This window comes from Gracilibacillus sp. JCM 18966 (assembly GCF_055392695.1).
This window is the reverse complement of sequence record NZ_AP043883.1, coordinates 104,987-126,703: the sequence shown is the minus strand read 5'-3', so window position 1 is coordinate 126,703 and position 21,717 is coordinate 104,987. Positions and strand designations below refer to the sequence as shown.

General features: G+C 43.2%; 2 protein-coding genes and 2 pseudogenes. All 4 read left to right on the top strand.

Annotation, left to right across the window (positions count from 1 at the left end; all coding sequences use genetic code 11):
- Window position 1 precedes the first annotated feature (1 nt).
- Window positions 2-14,710: an SDR family NAD(P)-dependent oxidoreductase gene (locus ACZ5N5_RS00525; protein ID WP_464373058.1), complete on the top strand. Its 14,709-nt coding sequence runs from the start codon at window positions 2-4 to the stop codon at window positions 14,708-14,710.
- Between the two features lie 30 nt (window positions 14,711-14,740).
- Window positions 14,741-14,998, top strand: a pseudogene (locus ACZ5N5_RS00520) (hypothetical protein); the annotation flags it as partial.
- 129 nt (window positions 14,999-15,127) lie between these two features.
- Window positions 15,128-17,275, top strand: a pseudogene (locus ACZ5N5_RS00515) (beta-ketoacyl synthase N-terminal-like domain-containing protein); the annotation flags it as partial.
- Between the two features lie 99 nt (window positions 17,276-17,374).
- Window positions 17,375-21,706: an SDR family NAD(P)-dependent oxidoreductase gene (locus ACZ5N5_RS00510; protein WP_464373809.1), complete on the top strand. Its 4,332-nt coding sequence runs from the start codon at window positions 17,375-17,377 to the stop codon at window positions 21,704-21,706.
- Window positions 21,707-21,717 lie beyond the last annotated feature (11 nt).

Sequence of the window (21,717 nt, the reverse complement as noted above, 5' to 3'; positions counted from 1 at the left end):
AATGGATGAAAAGTGGAGACATATCTATCGACAATTAAAAGAAAAAGAGATTAGACCAGAAGAAGCTTCTAAGCAATTTAAACAGTTGTACCAACATAAGGAGAGAGACTCTGAAACTAGTGATCTATTGTTGGAATTAAAAAAAATAGCTGCAGAAGTGTTGGCTATTGATGCCAAAGAGATTCATCATGATGTCCCTTTGAGTGAAAATGGATTTGATCCTTTAAAGTTAACCCAATTAGCAGATCGGTTAAATAACAAATTTGGGTTAGAGTTAACCACTTTGGATTTTGCAGAGAAGAGTACGCTTTATGATCTTGTACAGTTTTTGCAGTCAACCAAACCTTCTAAAGAAAATTCGCGTTTATGGGAAAAAACGATTGACTATTTAAAAGAGAACCTCTCCTTGTTGTTTAAGGTTAATGCAGAAGAAATAGCTCATGATATGGACTTAGAGAAGTATGGTATTAACTCCATTATGGTATTAAAACTGAACCAGCAGCTAGAAGAATTCTTTGGTCCATTACCTAAAACCTTGTTCTTTGAATATAAAACGCTGGAGGAACTAACAGGCTATTTCCTTCAACATCATCGGGAGGCATTGACAAAAGTCTTGGGCGACAGTCAGCCTAAGCCTGCTTCCCCACCAGTGGTCACAGAAAAACATCAGAGGCGTTCGCGCAGGCGACCGAAAAGCTTTCGGACGACGTCCACCCTTACCTCCACCTCTTCGCCTGATATTGCCATTGTCGGTTTGGCAGGGCGTTATCCAGGTGCTCGTAATATGCAGGAGTTCTGGGCTAACTTAAAAGCTGGAAAAGACTGTGTGACCCCCGTGCCAGAGGAACGCTTAGACCTTTGGCAAACGCCGAAAAACGGAGAGATGTGGGGGGGTTTCCTCCAGGATGTCGATCGATTTGATCCGTTGTTTTTTCATATTTCCCCACGAGAAGCAGAACGGATGGATCCACAGGAGCGCCTCTTTTTAGAATGTGTGTATGAAACGCTGCAGGATGCTGGATATACCCGCCAAACGCTTGGCCAAGGGCAAGGAGATGCTGGGAAGGTGGGGGTATTTGTCGGCGTAATGTATGAAGAGTACCAATTATATGGAGCACAAGAGCAGCTGAAGGGCCGACCGGTGGCGGTTAACGGGAACGCTGCCTCGATAGCGAACCGGGTCTCCTACTTTTGTAATTTTCATGGCCCGAGTATGGCGGTGGATACCATGTGTTCTTCCTCTTTAACGGCGATCCATTTAGCCTGCCAGCACATACAACAGGGCAGTTGTGAAGCGGCCATTGCAGGAGGAGTGAATATCTCCATTCATCCTAATAAGTATATCGCCTTAAATCAGGGGGAATTTTTATCAAGCAAGGGACGTTGTGAAAGCTTTGGCGAAGGAGGGGACGGTTACGTCCCTGGTGAAGGCGTAGGGGCAGTTCTCTTAAAACCTTTCACTCAAGCAGTAGAGGATGGCGACCATATCTATGGTGTGATCAAAGGAACGGCGGTTAATCATGGAGGGAAGACCCATGGTTATACGGTTCCTAATCCTAATGCTCAGACAGAGGTGATTCAACACGCATTGTGGGAGGCAAAGATTGATCCCCAGACTATAGACTACATTGAAGCTCATGGTACAGGGACCGCTCTTGGTGACCCGATAGAAATTGCCGGATTAACGAAGGCCTTTGAGGCCTATACCCAAGAACGCCAGTATTGTGCCATAGGGTCAGTGAAATCCAATATTGGACATGCAGAGAGTGCTGCTGGGATTGCGGGAATCAGTAAAATCCTCCTTCAGCTGAAATATGGACAATTCGTGCCATCCCTTCATTCGGAGGTCTTAAATCAGCATATTGATTTTGCCTCGACTCCTTTTGCGGTACAACAAACATTAGCTGAATGGAAACAGCCCTCCGAGCGTCCGCGACGGGCAGGTATTTCCTCCTTTGGTGCCGGTGGCGCCAATGCCCATGTGGTAATTGAAGAATATAAACCAGAAGTGGAAAAAGAGACAACGAATGTTTATCCAGGCCCATATTTAATCGTTCTTTCCGCCCAAAGTGAAGGACAGCTGTTGGAGCAGGCGAAGCAATTGCTTTCCGCCATCACCGAAGAAGGCTGGACCGATCAGGAACTAGGGGATATTGCCTATACGTTACAAGTAGGTCGAGAAGCAATGGATGAACGGTTGGCAGTGGTGGTAACTTCTGTGGCTGATCTTCAGACCAAATTGACCGATATTATCACCCCAAAATCGGATAGGACCGATTATTATCGAGGGGAAGTGAAAGCACATAAAGCGGCCATGGCGGTTCTGGCAGATGAGGATATGGGGGCGACCCTAGAGACTTGGCAGCAAAAGGGCAAATATGACAAGCTCCTAAAGCTGTGGGTAAGGGGAATGCCGATTGATTGGGACCGATTATACCGCAAGGTTAAGCCACGACGAATCAGTCTGCCAACTTATCCTTTTACGCGCGAGCGGTATTGGCTACCAGTGAAAGAGCAGAAGGGAATAACGGAAGTTATTCATCCCCTCTTGCATCGAAATACATCGGACTTCTATGAACAGCGGTTTACAGCGCGTTTCACAGGGGAAGAACCTTTTCTATCCGATCATGTGGTCAAAGGAGAGCGGATGTTGTCAGGAAGCGCCTATTTGGAAATGGTGCGAGCAGCTATTTCTCAGGCAGTTGGCGGGCGGCTGGAGGAAGAAGGACTCTGCCTCCGGAAGATAAGCTGGCTACGTCCCCTCATTGTCGGAGAAGTACCGGTAGAGATACATATGGGATTAATGGTGGAAAAGGACCAGACTATCCATTTCGAGGTCTATCGGGAATCGGAGGAAGGGGAAGAAGTAGTCTATAGTGAAGGAAGCGCGGAGCTCATCACAGAGGTAGCTTCGCCACCAGTGGATATTTCAAAAATAAAGCAAACCTGTGGAGACAAAGTGCTAGACAAGGAAGACGTGTATACAGCCTTTACTAACATTGGCATTCAGTATGGCGAAAGCCATCGAGGCATCGAAAAACTATATATAGGAAAGGAAGAGGTGCTGGCTCAGCTTATGCTTTCTTCTCCATGGGTGGAGGAAGGACTTCATCCGGGAATGGTGGATGCAGCCATTCAGGCAGCCATAGGACTTGAGGCAGACTTCACCCAGCTTCAAACATCCGTGCCCGTTGCGATGGAGGAAGCGACCATCTATAGGGAGACGAAAGAAGCCATGTGGGCATGGATTCGTCGGGAGACTGATGGCCAGCTGACCATTGTCCTTTGTGATAAGGAGGGACATCCTTGTCTTGAAATCAAAGGTCTAGCAGTTGAAGTAATGGGGGTTCCTAGTATCGAGGACTCCATTGACCATCTTTTACTTCATCCACAATGGCAAGAGCAGTCAGTGAAAGCAACGGCTGCAAGTTATGATGAACACAAGATCATCCTTTGTGGTATGGCAGACCTTTCTTCGGATCATTTACCGCAATTTCTGGAAAAGGGAAAATGTATAGAACTACAGACGATTAAAGGTTATCATAGTGAACGCTTCCAACAACATGCTCTTCAGCTATTTGAAGTTTTACAGCAAATGATGAAAGCAGACCATAAACAGAAAATATTGGTTCAAGTGGTTATTCCACTTCAAGAAAAGGAACTATATGATGGGTTGTGGGCAATTCTTCAGACAGCGCATCTTGAAAATCCGCATATGATTGGGCAAATGATCGCTGTGGAGACGAATAAGTCAGCGAAAGAGGTTGCAGAGAAGTTAAAGGAGAATGCACTTTCTTCTCATCCAGACAATATTCGCTATGAGAATGGAAAACGTTATATCGCCAATTGGCAAGTTCTAGAGACAACCTCCAAATCATCTGTTCTTCCTTGGAAAGAGGGAGGAGTATATTTAATAACAGGGGGTATGGGAGGTTTGGGACTCCTATTTGCTAAAGAAATAGCGCGACATACTTCAAAAAGTACGTTAATTCTTACAGGTCGTTCCCCTATGGATAAGAAAAAGGAGGTAAACATTCAAGCATTAACGGCAATGGGGATGCAGGTGGTCTATCGTCAGATAGATGTGACCGACCGCTTAGCAGTGAAACACTTCGTAGAGGATATTCTGAAAGTATATGGTCAGCTCCATGGTGTCATTCACAGTGCAGGTATTATTAGGGATAACTTTATTATTAAAAAGTCTTCCTCACAATTCATGGAAGTGATGGCTCCTAAAACCCATGGATTGGTCAATCTAGATCTAGCTTGCCAAGATTGCCCGCTTGACTTCTTTATTATCTTCTCATCATTAGCAGGTGGGATGGGAAATGTAGGACAGTCGGATTATGCGGGGGCGAGTGCGTTTATGGATGCTTATGCTCACTATCGCCAACGACTAGTAGAAGAAAAGAAACGACAAGGACGCACTATCTCCTTTAATTGGCCGTTATGGCAGGATGGTGGTATGCACCTCGATTCGGAAACGGAAGATATGATGCGCAAAAGTACTGGAATGGTCGCGATGGAGACCACTCGGGGGATGAAGGCATTCTATGAAGGACTTACCCTCCCCTATTCACAAATAATGGTTATGGCAGGAGAGCGTAGTCGATTTCAGGAGATGCTTTCTCGTCTTCCTATTCAAAAAGCTCCTCAAGTAGATGATATGTCAGTAATTAATTTGACACCAGATCAAGATTCGATGACTGAGAAGGCGACGGATTATATTAAAAGCTTTCTTTCAGCGGGATTAAAGTTACCTACAGAGCAAATAGAATCGGATGCTGATTTTATGACATATGGTATGGATTCAGTGGTGGTATTAAAACTAACTCAGCAGTTAGAAGAATTCTTTGGTCCATTACCTAAAACCTTGTTCTTTGAATATAAAACGCTGGAGGAACTAACAGGCTATTTCCTTCAACATCATCGGGAGGCATTGACAAAAGTCTTGGGCGACAGTCAGCCTAAGCCTGCTTCCCCACCAGTGGTCACAGAAAAACATCAAAGGCGTTCGCGCAGGCGACCGAAAAGCTTTCGGACGACCCCCACCTCTTCATCTGATATTGCCATTGTCGGTTTGGCAGGGCGTTATCCAGGTGCTCGTAATATGCAGGAGTTCTGGGCTAACTTAAAAGCTGGAAAAGACTGTGTGACCCCCGTGCCAGAGGAACGCTTAGACCTTTGGCAAACGCCGAAAAACGGAGAGATGTGGGGGGGGTTCCTCCAGGATGTCGACCGATTTGATCCGTTGTTTTTTCATATTTCCCCACGAGAAGCAGAACGGATGGATCCACAGGAGCGCCTCTTTTTAGAATGTGTGTATGAAACGCTGCAGGATGCTGGATATACCCGCCAAACGCTTGGCCAAGGGCAAGGAGATGCTGGGAAGGTGGGGGTATTTGTCGGCGTAATGTATGAAGAGTACCAATTATATGGAGCACAAGAGCAGCTGAAGGGCCGACCGGTGGCGGTTAACGGGAACGCTGCCTCGATAGCGAACCGGGTCTCCTACTTTTGTAATTTTCATGGCCCGAGTATGGCGGTGGATACCATGTGTTCTTCCTCTTTAACGGCGATCCATTTAGCCTGCCAGCACATACAACAGGGCAGTTGTGAAGCGGCTATTGCAGGAGGAGTGAATATCTCCATTCATCCTAATAAGTATATCGCCTTAAATCAGGGGGAATTTTTATCAAGCAAGGGACGTTGTGAAAGCTTTGGCGAAGGAGGGGACGGTTACGTCCCTGGTGAAGGCGTAGGGGCAGTTCTCTTAAAACCTTTCACTCAAGCAGTAGAGGATGGCGACCATATCTATGGTGTGATCAAAGGAACGGCGGTTAATCATGGAGGGAAGACCCATGGTTATACGGTTCCTAATCCTAATGCTCAGACAGAGGTGATTCAACACGCATTGCGGGAGGCAAAGATTGATCCCCAGACTATAGACTACATTGAAGCTCATGGTACAGGGACCGCTCTTGGTGACCCGATAGAAATTGCCGGATTAACGAAGGCCTTTGAGGCCTATACTCAAGAACGCCAGTATTGTGCCATAGGGTCAGTGAAATCCAATATTGGACATGCAGAGAGTGCTGCTGGGATTGCGGGAATCAGTAAAATCCTCCTTCAGCTGAAATATGGACAATTCGTGCCATCCCTTCATTCGGAGGTCTTAAATCAGCATATTGATTTTGCCTCGACTCCTTTTGCGGTACAACAAACATTAGCTGAATGGAAACAGCCCTCCGAGCGTCCGCGACGGGCAGGTATTTCCTCCTTTGGTGCCGGTGGCGCCAATGCCCATGTGGTAATTGAAGAATATAAACCAGAAGTGGAAAAAGAGACAACGAATGTTTATCCAGGCCCATATTTAATCGTTCTTTCCGCCCAAAGTGAAGGACAGCTGTTGGAGCAGGCGAAGCAATTGCTTTCCGCCATCACCGAAGAAGGCTGGACCGATCAGGAACTAGGGGATATTGCCTATACGTTACAAGTAGGTCGAGAAGCAATGGATGAACGGTTGGCAGTGGTGGTAACTTCTGTGGCTGATCTTCAGACCAAATTGACCGATATTATCACCCCAAAATCGGATAGGACCGATTATTATCGAGGGGAAGTGAAAGCACATAAAGCGGCCATGGCGGTTCTGGCAGATGAGGATATGGGGGTGATCCTAGAGACTTGGCAGCAAAAGGGCAAATATGACAAGCTCCTAAAGCTGTGGGTAAGGGGAATGCCGGTTGATTGGGACCGATTATACCGCAAGGTTAAGCCACGACGAATCAGTCTGCCAACTTATCCTTTTACGCGCGAGCGGTATTGGCTACCAGTGAAAGAGCAGAAGGGAATAACGGAAGTTATTCATCCCCTCTTGCATCGAAATACATCGGACTTCTATGAACAGCGGTTTACAGCGTGTTTCACAGGGGAAGAACCTTTTCTATCCGATCATGTGGTCAAAGGAGAGCGGATGTTGTCAGGAAGCGCCTATTTGGAAATGGTGCGAGCAGCTGTTTCTCAGGCAGTTGGCGGGCGGCTGGAGGAAGAAGGACTCTGCCTCCGGCAGATAAGCTGGCTACGTCCCCTCATTGTCGGAGAAGTACCGGTAGAGATACATATGGGATTAATGGTGGAAAAGGACCAGACTATCCATTTCGAGGTCTATCGGGAATCGGAGGAAGGGGAAGAAGTAGTCTATAGTGAAGGAAGCGCGGAGCTCATCACAGAGGTAGCTTCGCCACCAGTGGATATTTCAAAAATAAAGCAAACCTGTGGAGACAAAGTGCTAGACAAGGAAGACGTGTATACAGCCTTTACTAACATTGGCATTCAGTATGGCGAAAGCCATCGAGGCATCGAAAAACTATATATAGGAAAGGAAGAGGTGCTGGCTCAGCTTATGCTTTCTTCTCCATGGGTGGAGGAAGGACTTCATCCGGGAATGGTGGATGCAGCCATTCAGGCAGCCATAGGACTTGAGGCAGACTTCACCCAGCTTCAAACATCCGTGCCCGTTGCGATGGAGGAAGCGACCATCTATAGGGAGACGAAAGAAGCCATGTGGGCATGGATTCGTCGGGAGACTGATGACCAGCTGACCATTGTCCTTTGTGATAAGGAGGGACATCTTTGTCTAACGATAAATGGTCTGATCACCCGCGTTATGACAGAAGAGGCGGAACCGAATAGATCACCAGGTCACCTTATGCTTACACCAGTCTGGGAACGAATTCAATACAATAGTGAACAGAAAGCAAATTCATCAAAACACCCTGTTGTTATTATTGGTCAAAAGGCAGATAAGAAAACAGCCTTTGTCGCACAACAATACCCACAGGCCCATGTGTTACATTTTGATGCTGAGACTACCATTAAAGGAATTATGGCCAAATTTAAACCAATTGATATGACTGAGTTAATCTGGTGCATGCCGGAACTACCAGTATCATTGGTAACAGATGATGCGTTAATTTCTGATCAAGAACAAACGGTGATGGCCATGTTTAAGGTGATTAAGGCATTACTTTTATTGGACTATGGACCGAAAGAATTGAAATGGACGATAGTGACAGTAAGGGCGCAACAGATTCATCCCCATGAGCCAATTCAGCCTAATCTTTCCGCTTTATACGGCTTGGCAGGTTCATTAGCAAATGAATATCCAGGTTGGCTAATTCGCCTATTGGACTTAGAAGAGGGAGATAATTTTCAGCCCCTTACCAATATACAAAGTCTACCACATAAAACGCTGGCTTACCGAGAAGAGGCCTGGTACCATCAGCGCTTAATTCAGATTGAGCAAACCGTAGTACCCAAAGCTCCTTACAAAAAAGGTGGCCTTTATGTAGTAATTGGAGGAGCAGGCGGCATTGGCGAAGTCTGGAGTGAGCATGTTATTCGTCACTATCAGGCGAGGGTGATATGGATTGGTAGGAGGGAAGAAGATGAAGCTATTCGTACCAAAATCAATCGATTAGCTACCATTGGTCCGGCTCCTAGATATATTACAGCTGATGCTTCTAATAGACAATCACTGGAAAAGGCATATCAACAAATTAAGCAGAAATATGGAGAGATACAGGGTGTGATTCATTCAGCCATTGTCTTAAGAGATCAGGCACTCGTAAAGATGGACGAAGAAACTTTTCGAGAGGCATTAACTGCCAAGGTAAATGTCAGTGTTCGAATGGCCCAAGTATTTGCCGATGAATCCCTTGATTTTGTGCTGTTCTTCTCCTCCATTCAATCTTTTGCAACCGCAGCTGGACAAAGTAATTATGCAACAGGTTGCAACTTTAAGGATGCGTTTGCTTTAGCGATGGAGAGGGAATGGTCTTGTCCAGTGAAGATTATGAACTGGGGTTATTGGGGGAGTGTCGGTGTAGTAGCGGAAGAAAAATATCAGAACAAAATGACTCAAGCTGGAATTGGTTCAATTGAAGGACCAGAGGGAATGGCTGCACTGGACTTTTTGCTGTCACACCCTCTTCCACAACTAGCTTATATTCATACCCTCCGTCCTTGGCAGGAGCAGAAAAAAGAAACAACTGAGATTCTCTCCATATTCCAGGAGGAGATTATGCCTTGTATGGATAGTCTCCTATCTACGGTGCCTAAGTTGGTAGAAACAGAAGGAAAAGCCGTTATGGAAATTATTCACCGTATGGATCAAGTTCAGCCCCTGTTGGTGAAATTGTTGTGGAGTCAGCTACAAAAGGCTGGATGGTTTCAGGACGAGCAGGGTAGTTTGACAGATTTAACCCGAGGGCTTCAACCTAATTATGGTCGATGGATGGAAGAAACTGCGACTCTCTTTGAGGAGTACAAATACCTCTCGAGGGAGGATCAAGTCTATTCAGTTGTAGCGAACTCGGTTGATAACAAGGCAAGCTGGCAGGAGTGGCATCATTTTAAGCGGATTTGGAGCGCTGAGCTAGCTATACATTCCCATCTCACCTTAATAGAGACTGCCTTGGAGAATATACCTGATATATTAATAGGAAAAGTTACGGCAACAGATATTTTGTTCCCTAATTCTTCCATTGAATTAGTGGAAGGGATATATAAGCAAAATGCAATTGCAGATTACTATAATCAGAACCTTGCTGCCATTTTGGTAAACTATCTTCAACAGAGACAGCTCCATCAGAATAATAAGCCCGTCCGAATCCTAGAAATTGGAGCAGGAACAGGTGGAAGTACTGAAGAAATATTAAAGCAAATTAAGCCATATGCTGAGATTATTGATGAGTATGCTTACACAGATATTTCGAAGGCGTTTTTGTTATCGGCTGAAAAGTACTTTGGTGACTGGAATAAGCGGATTAATTATCGGTTGTTTGATGTAACCAAACCCCTTGAGGATCAAAGGATGGAGCTTGGGAAATATGACGTAGTTATTGCCAGTAATGTCCTCCATGCCACCCCGGTACTGAGGGAGACATTACGAAATACGAAGGCGTTGTTAAAAAAGAATGGATTACTCTTATTAACAGAAACCACGGCCCGAACATTATTTAATCATTTTACCTTTGGTTTGTTGGATGGATGGTGGTTATACGAGGATGGTATATTGCGAATTCCGGGGTCCCCACTAGTTACAGTGGATCAGTGGAAAAGAATCTTAGCGTCAGAAGGTTTTCGTACGATGGTTCCCTCCCTTGTCAATGGGCAGCAACATATAATTCTAGCAGAAAGCAATGGCGTGATAAGGAAAAATAAACCGATCGATGAACAACCGAAACGTGTGGAGTCTCGACAAAAGCAAGTACCAGTGTCTTCCACACAGTCTACCAAGATGAAAGACACATTGCATAGTGCCTGTGTGGCATATATTAAACGTTTAGTCGGGGATATTTTACATCTATCATCCGAACAGATTGATAGTAGAGAGGCTTTGGAGAGGTATGGTTTTGACTCTATTTTGGTCACTCAATTGACCAGTGCTTTACGAAAAGATTTTGCAGATATCAGTAGCACGCTATTATTTGAGTATCAAACTTTGGATGAACTAGCCGACTATTTAATTAAAAATTATTCGCAGCAGGTGAAAGACTTATTGACAATAGCTGAAACAGTAGACCGACCGATTCATAAGGCTTCCTCACCACCACGCAAAGTAAAAAGAAGATTGAGACGTCAACATGATAGTTTACGACACGTCGAGAGGCAAGAGGCTAAATCTGGAACACCTCTTTTCGATGTTGCCATTATTGGCATCGCCGGACGCTATCCAAAGGCGAGTAATATCGATGAATATTGGCAGTTGTTAAGATCAGGTAAACAAGCTATTACTAAAATTCCAAAGGAGCGGTGGGATTGGCGCAAGTATTATGACAAGGAGCCTGGAAAAGATGATTATATGTATACTAAATGGGGTGGTTTTATTGACGGTATTGATCAATTTGATCCCTATTTCTTTCATCTTTCACCTGCAGAGGCTAAGCGAATGGACCCTCAAGAAAGGGTGTTCTTGGAAGCTTGCTATGAAAGTATCTCAGATGCAGGTTATACGCCGGCAAATCTTAGTAAAGACCGAAAAATAGGAGTATTTGTTGGAGCAATGAATGGTCATTATCCTTCTGGTGCGAGTTATTGGTCGATAGCCAACAGAGTATCTTATATGATGAATTTCCAAGGACCTAGTCTAGCGATTGACTCAGCATGTTCTTCCTCATTAACAGCTATTCATCTAGCGCTGGAGAGCCTTTATAGTGGTATCAGCACCTGCGCTATAGCTGGAGGTGTTAATTTAATTGTTCATCCAGATCATTTTCTTAAGCTGTCCGCAATGACTATGCTGTCCCCTGGATCCACAAGTCGGCCTTTTAGTCAAAAGGCGGATGGGATTGTAGATGGTGAAGGAATAGGTGCAGTTGTTTTAAAACCATTGGATCAAGCTGAAGCGGATGGTGATCATATCTATGGAGTCATTAAGGGCAGTATGATTAATGCAGGAGGGAAAACCAATGGATATACCGTACCTAATCCAAAATCTCAAGCACAGCTGGTCATGGAGGCATTAAAAAGAGCTAACTTGGATCCGCGTACTATCAGCTATATCGAAGCACATGGTACGGGAACAGCCCTTGGAGATCCCATTGAAATTCATGGCTTAACCACTGCCTTCGAAAAGTACACAGATGATCGTCAGTTTTGTGCGATTGGTTCCGTTAAGTCTAATATTGGGCATAGTGAGAGTGCGGCTGGGATTGCAGGTTTAACGAAAGTGCTATTACAAATGAAGCACCGTCAATTAGTTCCTTCCCTTCATGCTGAGGATCTTAATACTGATATTGACTTTAAAAGATCGCCTTTTATGGTTCAACAGAAACTAGCGAATTGGGAGAAACCAGTCATTTATAAGGATGGAAAAATGCAAGAATCCCCTAGACGAGCTGGTATTTCCTCCTTTGGTGCTGGAGGAGCGAATGCCCACCTGTTAATTGAGGAATATATTCCGCGCAACGCCCAGAATGACAACATGTCTATAACACCAAATCATCCGGTAATTATTGTCTTGTCTGCCAAAACAGAAGAACAGTTAACGGAACAAGCAAGGCGGTTAGTCAATGCTATCGAGCAGCATGCATATACAGATGGTCATTTGGGCAATATCGCTTTTACGTTGCAAACAGGACGTGAGGAAATGGAAGAGAGGCTGGCATTTGCAGTTAGTTCTATTGAGGATTTGCGTAAACAACTTGATTCTTTTATACATCAGGAAGAGGAACATGATTGGATAGCTGGAAGTTGTGCGGCTCATGGTGGTTCCTCTATTACCCCAGAAGAATCAATTACTCAATGGATAGAAATTGGGGAATATCGTTCTTTAATGGAGGCATGGGTTAACGGATCAACGATTAATTGGAACTTCCTCTATCAGCATGAAAAACCGTCACGTATTAGTTTGCCGACTTATCCTTTTGCAAGAGAGCGTTACTGGATAGAAGAAAAACGGGATACCTATCAGAATAATAGAATGGATCCATTCGTTTATCAAAATATCTCTGATGTTAAGGGCCTTAAGTATAGCGTGATGCTACAGGAAAAGGAATTTTATTTTCAAGATCATATCATTGATGGCATTGGTGTATTACCAGGTGTTGTTTTCTTAGAGATGGCCAGCTTTGTAGCTAAGTCTATGAAGAATGTGCAAGGTAATGGCGAGGTGTGTCTAAAAGATGTCATGTGGGCTAAACCTATTAGAAAACAAGACGTACAATCTCCATTAACTATTGGCATTTCTCCACAAGATGATCAATCGATGACCTATTCTATCTATCAGCAGATGGATGGGGAAGATAACATTTATTGTGATGGGAAAATAGAGCTAAATTCTTTTAGTCAGGAGACACATCGTTTGGACTTATACGAGCTACAGGAACAATGCCAACAGCGGATATGGACAGGTGAGGATTGCTATCAGGCTTTTCAATCGATGGGAATTGTATATGGTCCTCATTTTCAAGGTGTTGAAAAGATCTATATGGGAGAGAGGCAAGCGTTGGCCAAAATCCATTTGCCTGCATGCATGGAAAATAAACAGGATGCGTACACTTTACATCCTTGTTTACTGGATGTAGCTATACAATCTGCCGTTGGATTGACCTTATCAGAGGCGGGACAGGGTTTGTCATTACCATTTGCTATGGATGAATTGTTACTCATTGGAGACTGTCTAGAATCACAATGGGCTTTTGTTCGCCAAAGGAATAGTGGTAAGGGCATAATCAAAGTGGATATAGATGTTTGTGATCATAGGGGTGACTGTGTTCTACTCATTAAAGGTTTAACATTAAAAAAAGAGCCAGTACAAGATATGATACTCTTTTATCCGGATTGGGAGGAAAACGAAGACCTATCCACAAAGCACTCCTTTAAAGAGGAGAACGGTCATGTGATTATTTATGGGGCAGACCCAAAAAAAGCAAAGGAAATAAACGACCAATTATTAGATGAAGAGTGTCATGTAATTCCTTATGATCGTGACAAATCTGATCTGGCAAAACAATTTGTCCAAGATGCCTTACAGGCGTTTCATATTATACAAGGAGTCCTGAAGAAAAAACCGACCAATATTGTGCCTGTTCAAATTCTTCTATTTAACCAGTCGGAAAAATCCTTTGGTAAGGCACTTGGAGCGTTGTTGCAAACCGCACATTTAGAAAATCCAAATATTGTGGGACAGTGCGTGGTTTTAAATGATGAGATGAAAAGTGAACATATACGAAGTATTCTTCATGCTAATCGACAGTTAATGACGACACCACAGGTTGCCTATCAAGAGAGCGATAAACGGCACGTATTGACTTGGAAAGAGGTACCATCCTCGGAAAGGAAAGCATCACTGCCATGGCAAGAAAGGGGAGTATATCTGATTACCGGTGGAAATGGAGGAATTGCCAAAACCATGGTCCAAGAGATAGCACAACATGTTCGTCAGGGTGCTATTATTCTTGTAGGGCGTTCCCAGCCTACTATGGATATGCAACAATGGCTAAATGAATTCCAAGATAGCGAGTTAGAGCTAAGCTATTGTATGCTTGATGTGACAGATTTGCAAGCTGTTGAGCGTTGTATTGTGGATATAAAAGCGAAATATGGAGATCTTAGTGGAATTATTCATGGTGCTGGTGTAACTGATGATCAATTCTTCATCCAAAAATCAGAAGCACAGGTTTCCAAAGTGTTGGCCCCTAAAGTATTGGGTACCGTGAATCTGGATGAAGCTAGCAAGGATTGCCACCTGGATTTCTTTGTGATCTTTTCATCCATTGCAAGTGTGATGGGGAACATCGGACAAGCTGATTATGCCACCGCCAATGCTTTTGTGGATCAATATGCATACTATCGTCACTCCCTTGTCGAAAACGATAGAAGAAAAGGACGTACCATCTCGATTAACTGGCCACTATGGGAAGATGGTGGTATGAAAGTTACATCCGAACAGAAGAGACAGTGGAAAGAAACGGGTATGGTCGCATTAACGCCAAATTCGGGCATTCGTGCCTTTTATCAAGCATTGTCCACTCCTTATCAACAAGTGATGGTGCTTGCAGGTGATCGTGATAAGTTGTGTCATTTTGTAGGGGAGTGGGAAGAAACGAAGAATGATGATAAGTTCTATCTGAATTTGATAGAGCAGATTACTAGTAACGAACTGACAGAGAACCAGTTTATTGAACTGCTCCAATTCCACCGTTAGGCATAAACTATTTGGTAAGAGGTGAAGCATATGAATGATACGGTTAAGTCTTTATACCAGCAAATTAAAAATAATACCATTAACAAGGAAGAGGCCGTTAAAAGAATGTCTAAAATCTTTTCATCTAGTCCCAAGGTTGAAATACTGCAAGAATTGCAGCAAATCCTGGTAGATCTACTCAGTCTAGAGACAACCCTTATTAGTGAAGATGCAGAATGGTTAGAGCTGGGATTAGATCAGGTATTGCTTAAGCAATTAACCGAACGCCTCTTTCAGCAATACCGTATAGAGCTAACACCTGCTCAAATTATGGCAAAGGGCACTCTAAAAGAGCTGGCAGAGTATATATCACAGCATGTGGATAAGATACAAAGCAGTCCTAATTTAAAATCAAAAACGGATCAGCTTGAGTTGATTGCGCTTGACTATCTTAAAAAGCGCTTATCTGCTGTATTAGAAATACCTGTGGATCGATTAGATTCCAATGCGCCCATAGAGAATTATGGCATTGATTCCGTTATGATTATGAAACTAACTAGAAAACTAGAGGAACATTTTGGACCGTTATCTAAGACACTATTTTTTGAATATCAAACGATTCGTGAATTGGCTAACTATCTAGTAAACTCCCATTCGCAAATATTGGCCAAGCTTTACGGAATCGAGGAGACTTCGGCTGTAAGACAAGATGACTTGCAGCCGTCACTTTCTTCAAAGAAACGGAAGGAACCGAAAAACGATAAGCCAGAAACGGTCTCTTCGGAACAAAAGGATGGGATTGCCATCATTGGGTTAGCCGGTCGATATCCAGGTGCGAATAACATTGCGCAATTTTGGGAGAATCTTGAAGAAGGAATAGACAGTATCACCGAGATCAGCCCAAATCGATGGGATCATCAATTGTATTTTGATGAGGACAAGCATAAACCGGGTAAAGTCAACAGTAAATGGGGTGGATTTATCGAGGGAGTAGATCAATTTGATCCGCTCTTTTTTAATATTTCCCCAAGAGAGGCAGAAGTACTTGATCCACAGGAACGCCTATTCCTAGAATGTGTTTATGAAACATTGGAAGACGCTGGCTATTCCAAAGAAGGCTTACATACTGCTGATGCGGTTGGGGTATTTGTAGGCGCAATGTATGAGGAATATCCGTTGTATGGTTCCGAGGAGCAAGCTAAGGGAAATGCCCTTGCTCTAGGGAGTAATCTATCAGCGATCGCTAATCGGGTCTCCTATTTTTTCAACCTTACAGGGCCAAGTTTGGTAGTTAATACCATGTGTTCATCGTCCTTAACATCATTGCACCTTGCCTGTCAGAGCATCAAAAGTGGGGAATGTGAACTGGCAATTGCTGGAGGAGTTAATCTCTCCATTCACCCCAATAAGTATCTATTGCTTGGCCAAGGAAATTTTGCATCAAGTAATGGTCGGTGCCAGAGTTTTGGAAAGGATGGAGATGGCTATGTTCCCGGTGAGGGTGTAGGGGCAGTCTTATTAAAACCCTTGGCCGAGGCGATTCGCGATAAAGATAATATTTATGGTGTGATCAAAGGAACAGCAGTTAACCACGGTGGTAAGACTAATGGCTATACTGTTCCTAATCCAAATGCCCAGACAAAAGTAATAGAACGAGCTTTAAGGCAAGGGAATATTGATCCACGAACCATCACTTATCTCGAAGCCCATGGCACGGGAACAGTCCTAGGTGATCCGATTGAAATTACTGGTCTAAAAAAAGCTTTCGATAACTATACCAGTGATCGACAGTTTTGCTCGATTGGCTCGGTAAAATCGAATATCGGTCATTGCGAAGGGGCAGCAGGGATTGCTGGATTAACCAAAGTGTTACTACAAATGAAATATAAGAAGCGGGTCCCTTCCTTACATACCGAAGTCTTAAATCCGCACATTGATTTTGATCATACACCTTTTAAAGTACAACAAACCTTAGAAAATTGGGAAAGACCAGTAATTAATGTGGAAGGGGAGGAAAAAAAGTATCCAAGACGTGCGGGCATTTCCGCTTTTGGGGCTGGTGGTTCCAATGCGCATGTAGTGGTAGAGGAATTTAATCCAGACAAAATAATGGAGCATCATGAGCATGCTCACCCTGCCATTATTGTTCTCTCTGCTAAAGATCCCTCAGCACTCAGGCAGAGGGTTGAACGCCTGGTGGAAACGATGGAGTCTTTTGATGAACGCCATTTAATGGATGTGGCTTATACACTACAGATTGGTAGAGAGGTAATGGAAGAGAGACTAGCTTTAACTGCTGATTCCATAGAAAAACTTAAGAAGAAATTAACGGCATTTCTGGCTGGAGAAGAAAACAATGAAGTATTTCATGGAACAGCCCAGGCGGGAAAAGCAGTGTTATCGACGATATCATCGGATGATGAGATGAAGGTCATTATAGGTAATTGGTTAACAAAAGGAAAATATGAGAAATTGTTGGAATTGTGGGTGAAAGGCCTCGAGATTGATTGGAATATGCTTTATCGCGATGGTACTCCTCGTCGTATCAGCTTACCTACATATCCTTTTAATCGGCAAAAATGTTGGTTTTCAGATGTTGGAAAGGAAGTAGAACAACCTGATGTCACTCTAAATTCAAAGCAAACTTCTAATCAGAAGCAACCATCATCTTCTTTGAATGGATGTATGTATTTGCCGGTTTGGGAAGAGGCGCAAGTAGTCCCTAGTGAAAGACCACCTGATCAACAGGTTGTCATTGTTTATGAGAAATCAGCAGCTACTTTAAAAGAGGCAATAATTGACTATTACCATATGGGGATTACTAGGCCACATATTGTACAAATCTGTCTGGGCGACATCACTCGGCAACACGCCTCAGATCAATGGGAATGCGACATTTATGATGAATCAGCTTTCCATCACTGTCTCGCTGATTGTGGGTCGATAGATCGTCTTTTTTTTCTTGCGGAACATGCCGATAAAGAGGGTCGACTTGAACCCCAAAAAATAAAACAAAGCCAGGTCCGTAATGAGGTACAGCTATTACGTCTGTTGAAAGAGTTAAATGACAGTCAACCGATGAATAAGCCGATCGACTTTTATATAGTGACTACGGATAACTATACGTTAAGCAAACACCCAGTTAGTCCTTATGGTGGAGGCATTACTGGGCTTGTTTATTCCGCGGCACAGGGTGATCATCGGCTAAGGATACGTAACCTAGACCTTTCTACTAAAGATATTCAAGAGGTAAAAGAAGATGTCATCAAAAAGGTTGTCAGTGAACCACCTTCACATCGTGGTGAAGTAATTAAGTTAGACGATGGAAGGCGTTATCATCAAGTCTTTTATGAAATGGATGATAGGAGACACCTTGAAACGAACGGAATTAGGAACAAAGGGATTTATGTAATAGTTGGTGGAAGTGGTACCATCGGTCGGATTATTACCCGCTATTTAATTGCTGACTATGAAGCTCACGTCATTTGGATTGGAAGAACGCCAGAGAAGGATCAAGTAATCCAGCAGAAAATGGAGCCTTTTCAAGATTCACTGTCTTATATTCAAGCAGATGTGACGGATGAAGAGCAAATGAAGATGGCAGTAAACAGGATTAAAGAGCAATTTCACGTTATACATGGTGCAATCTTCTCCGGGGTAGTATTTTCCTTCGAAAATACAATTCGTCAGACAACAGAAGCGGAGTTTATGAATATTCTTAATGTGAAAACGATAGGGGGATTATCCTTTTATTCGGCTTTCGTGGATGAAGAGCTTGATTTTATGCTTTATTTTTCTTCAGGACAGGCCTATTCGTTCTCGGGTGCTTCACAGTTTTCTGCTTATGCGACAGGAGTGACATTTGCAGATACCTGGGTGCGTAGCCTAAAACATCGATCAAGGTTTCCGGTCGGTACAATTAATTGGGGTTTTTGGAATTCGTCAGTTGCAGGCACGTCTTTGGAAAATCACACTAGTTCATTGGAAGACCGAGAAGGGTTTGACTGTTTTGTCCAAAGTGTAAACCTTCTTACCAAAGGTCTGTTAGAGCAAAATCTATGTCTAAGACCTACCTCTGCTGTAAAGGAAATGATGAAGGTAAAATCAGGTAAAGTGGCGATTTATCGTCCGACGACGGAACCTATGCTTCATTCATTTTTACAATGGCCAGATAGAGTTTATCAAGGCGCGATTGAAGAAGGGCTGGTAACTCAGATGGAAGCGAGAGTGGCAGCCTTACTATTTGTACAGCTCTGTCCTCTTGGTCTTCCACCAAGAGGAACAACCGTTAACATTAAGGATATATACAACAAAAGTAATATCAAGACAAAATATCATAGCTGGCTGTCCGAGTGTTTACGTATCTTAGAGGGTCATGGTTATATTCATTACAAGGAAGATCAAGTGTCAACAGTAGCAGATATAAAGTCAGAGGATATAATATGGCAGGATTGGCAGAAAACGGTTTCTGAATATAGTGAAGATCAAGATTGGAAGGTTCAGATAAAACTGTTGGATTCCTGTCTTAGAAAGCTACCTGACATCTTAGAAGGTCGGATTTTAGCTACAGATGTGCTTTTTGCGAATTCTTCCATTCAAAACGTGGAGGGCATCTATAAAGAAAATGCCATTTCTGATTATTTTAATTCTATATTGGCAGATGTTATGGAGATGTATATTAAGGAAAGGGTCGCTAAGCATCCCCAGAAGCGCATTCGAATTATTGAAGCAGGAGCAGGAACTGGAGGAACGAGTGCTACTGTCTTAAAGCGAATCAAGCCTTACTCCAATCATATAGATTATGTCTATACGGATATTTCTAAGTCATTTCTTTTATTTGCAGAAGAGCAGTATGGCGAAGCTTATTCCAATTTGACTTTTCAAACCTGGAATGTGGAGCAACCGTTGTCTACGCAAGGGATTGAAACAGGTTCTTATGATATCGTAATTGCAAGCAATGTACTTCATGCCACTCAATCAATCAAAGAAACCCTTAAACAGGTGAAATCGGTTCTAAAACCAAATGGATTGATCCTTTTAAATGAAATGACCCAAAAGAATCTATTTGCCACGGTGACCTTTGGTCTATTGGATGGCTGGTGGCTTTTCAAAGATGACGATTTGCGAATAGACGGGTCTCCATTGATTGATCCCCCAACCTGGCAAAGGGTAATGGAGGAGGAAGGATTTAAACAAGTAACTTTCTTAGGAGAGCATGGCCCTAAAAATGGTCAGCGGATTATTGTAGCAGAAAGTGATGGTTGGATTAGACTACCTGCACCACAAGAAGTAAAAAGGGAAGTAGAGCATGTGGTCACGGAAGACTACTCAGTCGTCCCCAAAGCGGATACCAAGGTGAATCCTTCCGATAAAAAGATCACAGACTATGTAAAAGGTATCATGATAGAGCAGCTAGCCATCGCTCTTAAGGTGAACCGTGATCGAATTTCACCGGAAGTTGCCTTTTCTGAATATGGGGTGGACTCCATCCTAGGCGTAGCCTTTATTAACCAGTTAAATGAGTTTTTCAAAATTGATTTAAACAGTGCGATTTTATTTGACTATACATCGGTTCAACGTCTAACAGACTATATTGCGGATTTATATCATGATCATATATTAAGTCAACTGGATAATGATCAAGGACATTCATCTGAGGATGACTCTAGGCAAGAATTGTCACAGAGGAATCCATCGATTCCTCTTCAAAATAGTCAAAAAATTGAACCAAAAATGGTAAAAGATAACGCGCAGGCTATCGCTGTAGTAGGAATGACTGGCCAGTTTCCTGATGCACCAGATTTGGTTACCTTTTGGGAAAATCTCAAAAATGGACATGATGGTGTACATGAACTCCCCCCTAATTATCTCGATCAAGGACAGTATTTCGATAAGGTAAAACAGTCAGGGAAAACTTACAGTAAATGGGGTGGGATTTTAACGGAAAAGAATGCATTTGATCCACTCTTTTTTAATATTACACCCCGGGAGGCAGCATCGATGAGTCCTCACCAAAAGCTTATACTACAAGAAAGCTGGAAGGCATTGGAGGATGCAGGATATAATCCTAAAAAATTGTCAGAAGCACCTGTTGGGGTATTTATTGGGGCAGAGCCAGCAAATTATTATCATGAATCCTTTACAGGTTCGTCAGATGCAATTGTTGCCTCCCGTCTATCCTATTACTTAAACCTAATGGGACCGGCAATGGTCGTGAATACTGGCTGTTCCTCTTCAGCCACAGCTATTCATCTCGCCTGTGAAAGCTTACGTAAGGGGGAGACTGATCTGGCAATTGCTGGTGGCGTTTATGCTAACTTGGACACCTCTTCGCTTGTAGCATTGTCAGGGATAGATATGATATCTCCGACAGGGAAATGTTTTACTTTTGATGAAAAAGCAGATGGTACTGTTTTATCAGAGGGGGTAGGTATTGTTGTATTAAAACCGCTTCACCAGGCCGAAATAGACGGTGACCCTATTTATGGTGTCATTGTTGGATCGGGAATAAATCAGGATGGTGCTAGCAATGGGATTACTGCCCCAAATGGTTTAGCGCAAGAACGATTGTTAATGGATATATATAAAAAGTACGAAATTGATCCAAATGATATTTCCTATGTCGAAGCACATGGGACAGGAACAAAATTGGGTGATCCAATTGAGGTAAATGCACTTATCCGTGCCTTTAAAAGATATACGACGAAAGAGCATTATTGCGCCATAGGCAGTACCAAGTCTTCTATCGGTCATACTGGTGCGGCAGCGGGTGTCATCGGTTTAATACGAGTACTGTTATCCATTACTCAACGTCAAATTCCTAGGCTAATTAATTTTAAAACCTTAAATCCGCTAATTGACTTACATCGTTCTCCTTTTTACATTAACACAGAAACAGAGACATGGGTTTCCAAGCAAGGGAAACCATTGCTCGCTGCGATTAACTCGTTTGGCCATAGTGGAACCAATGCGCATCTAGTGGTACAGGAACATAAACCAAGTGAAGTAAAGGATTAAGGGGGGAGCTC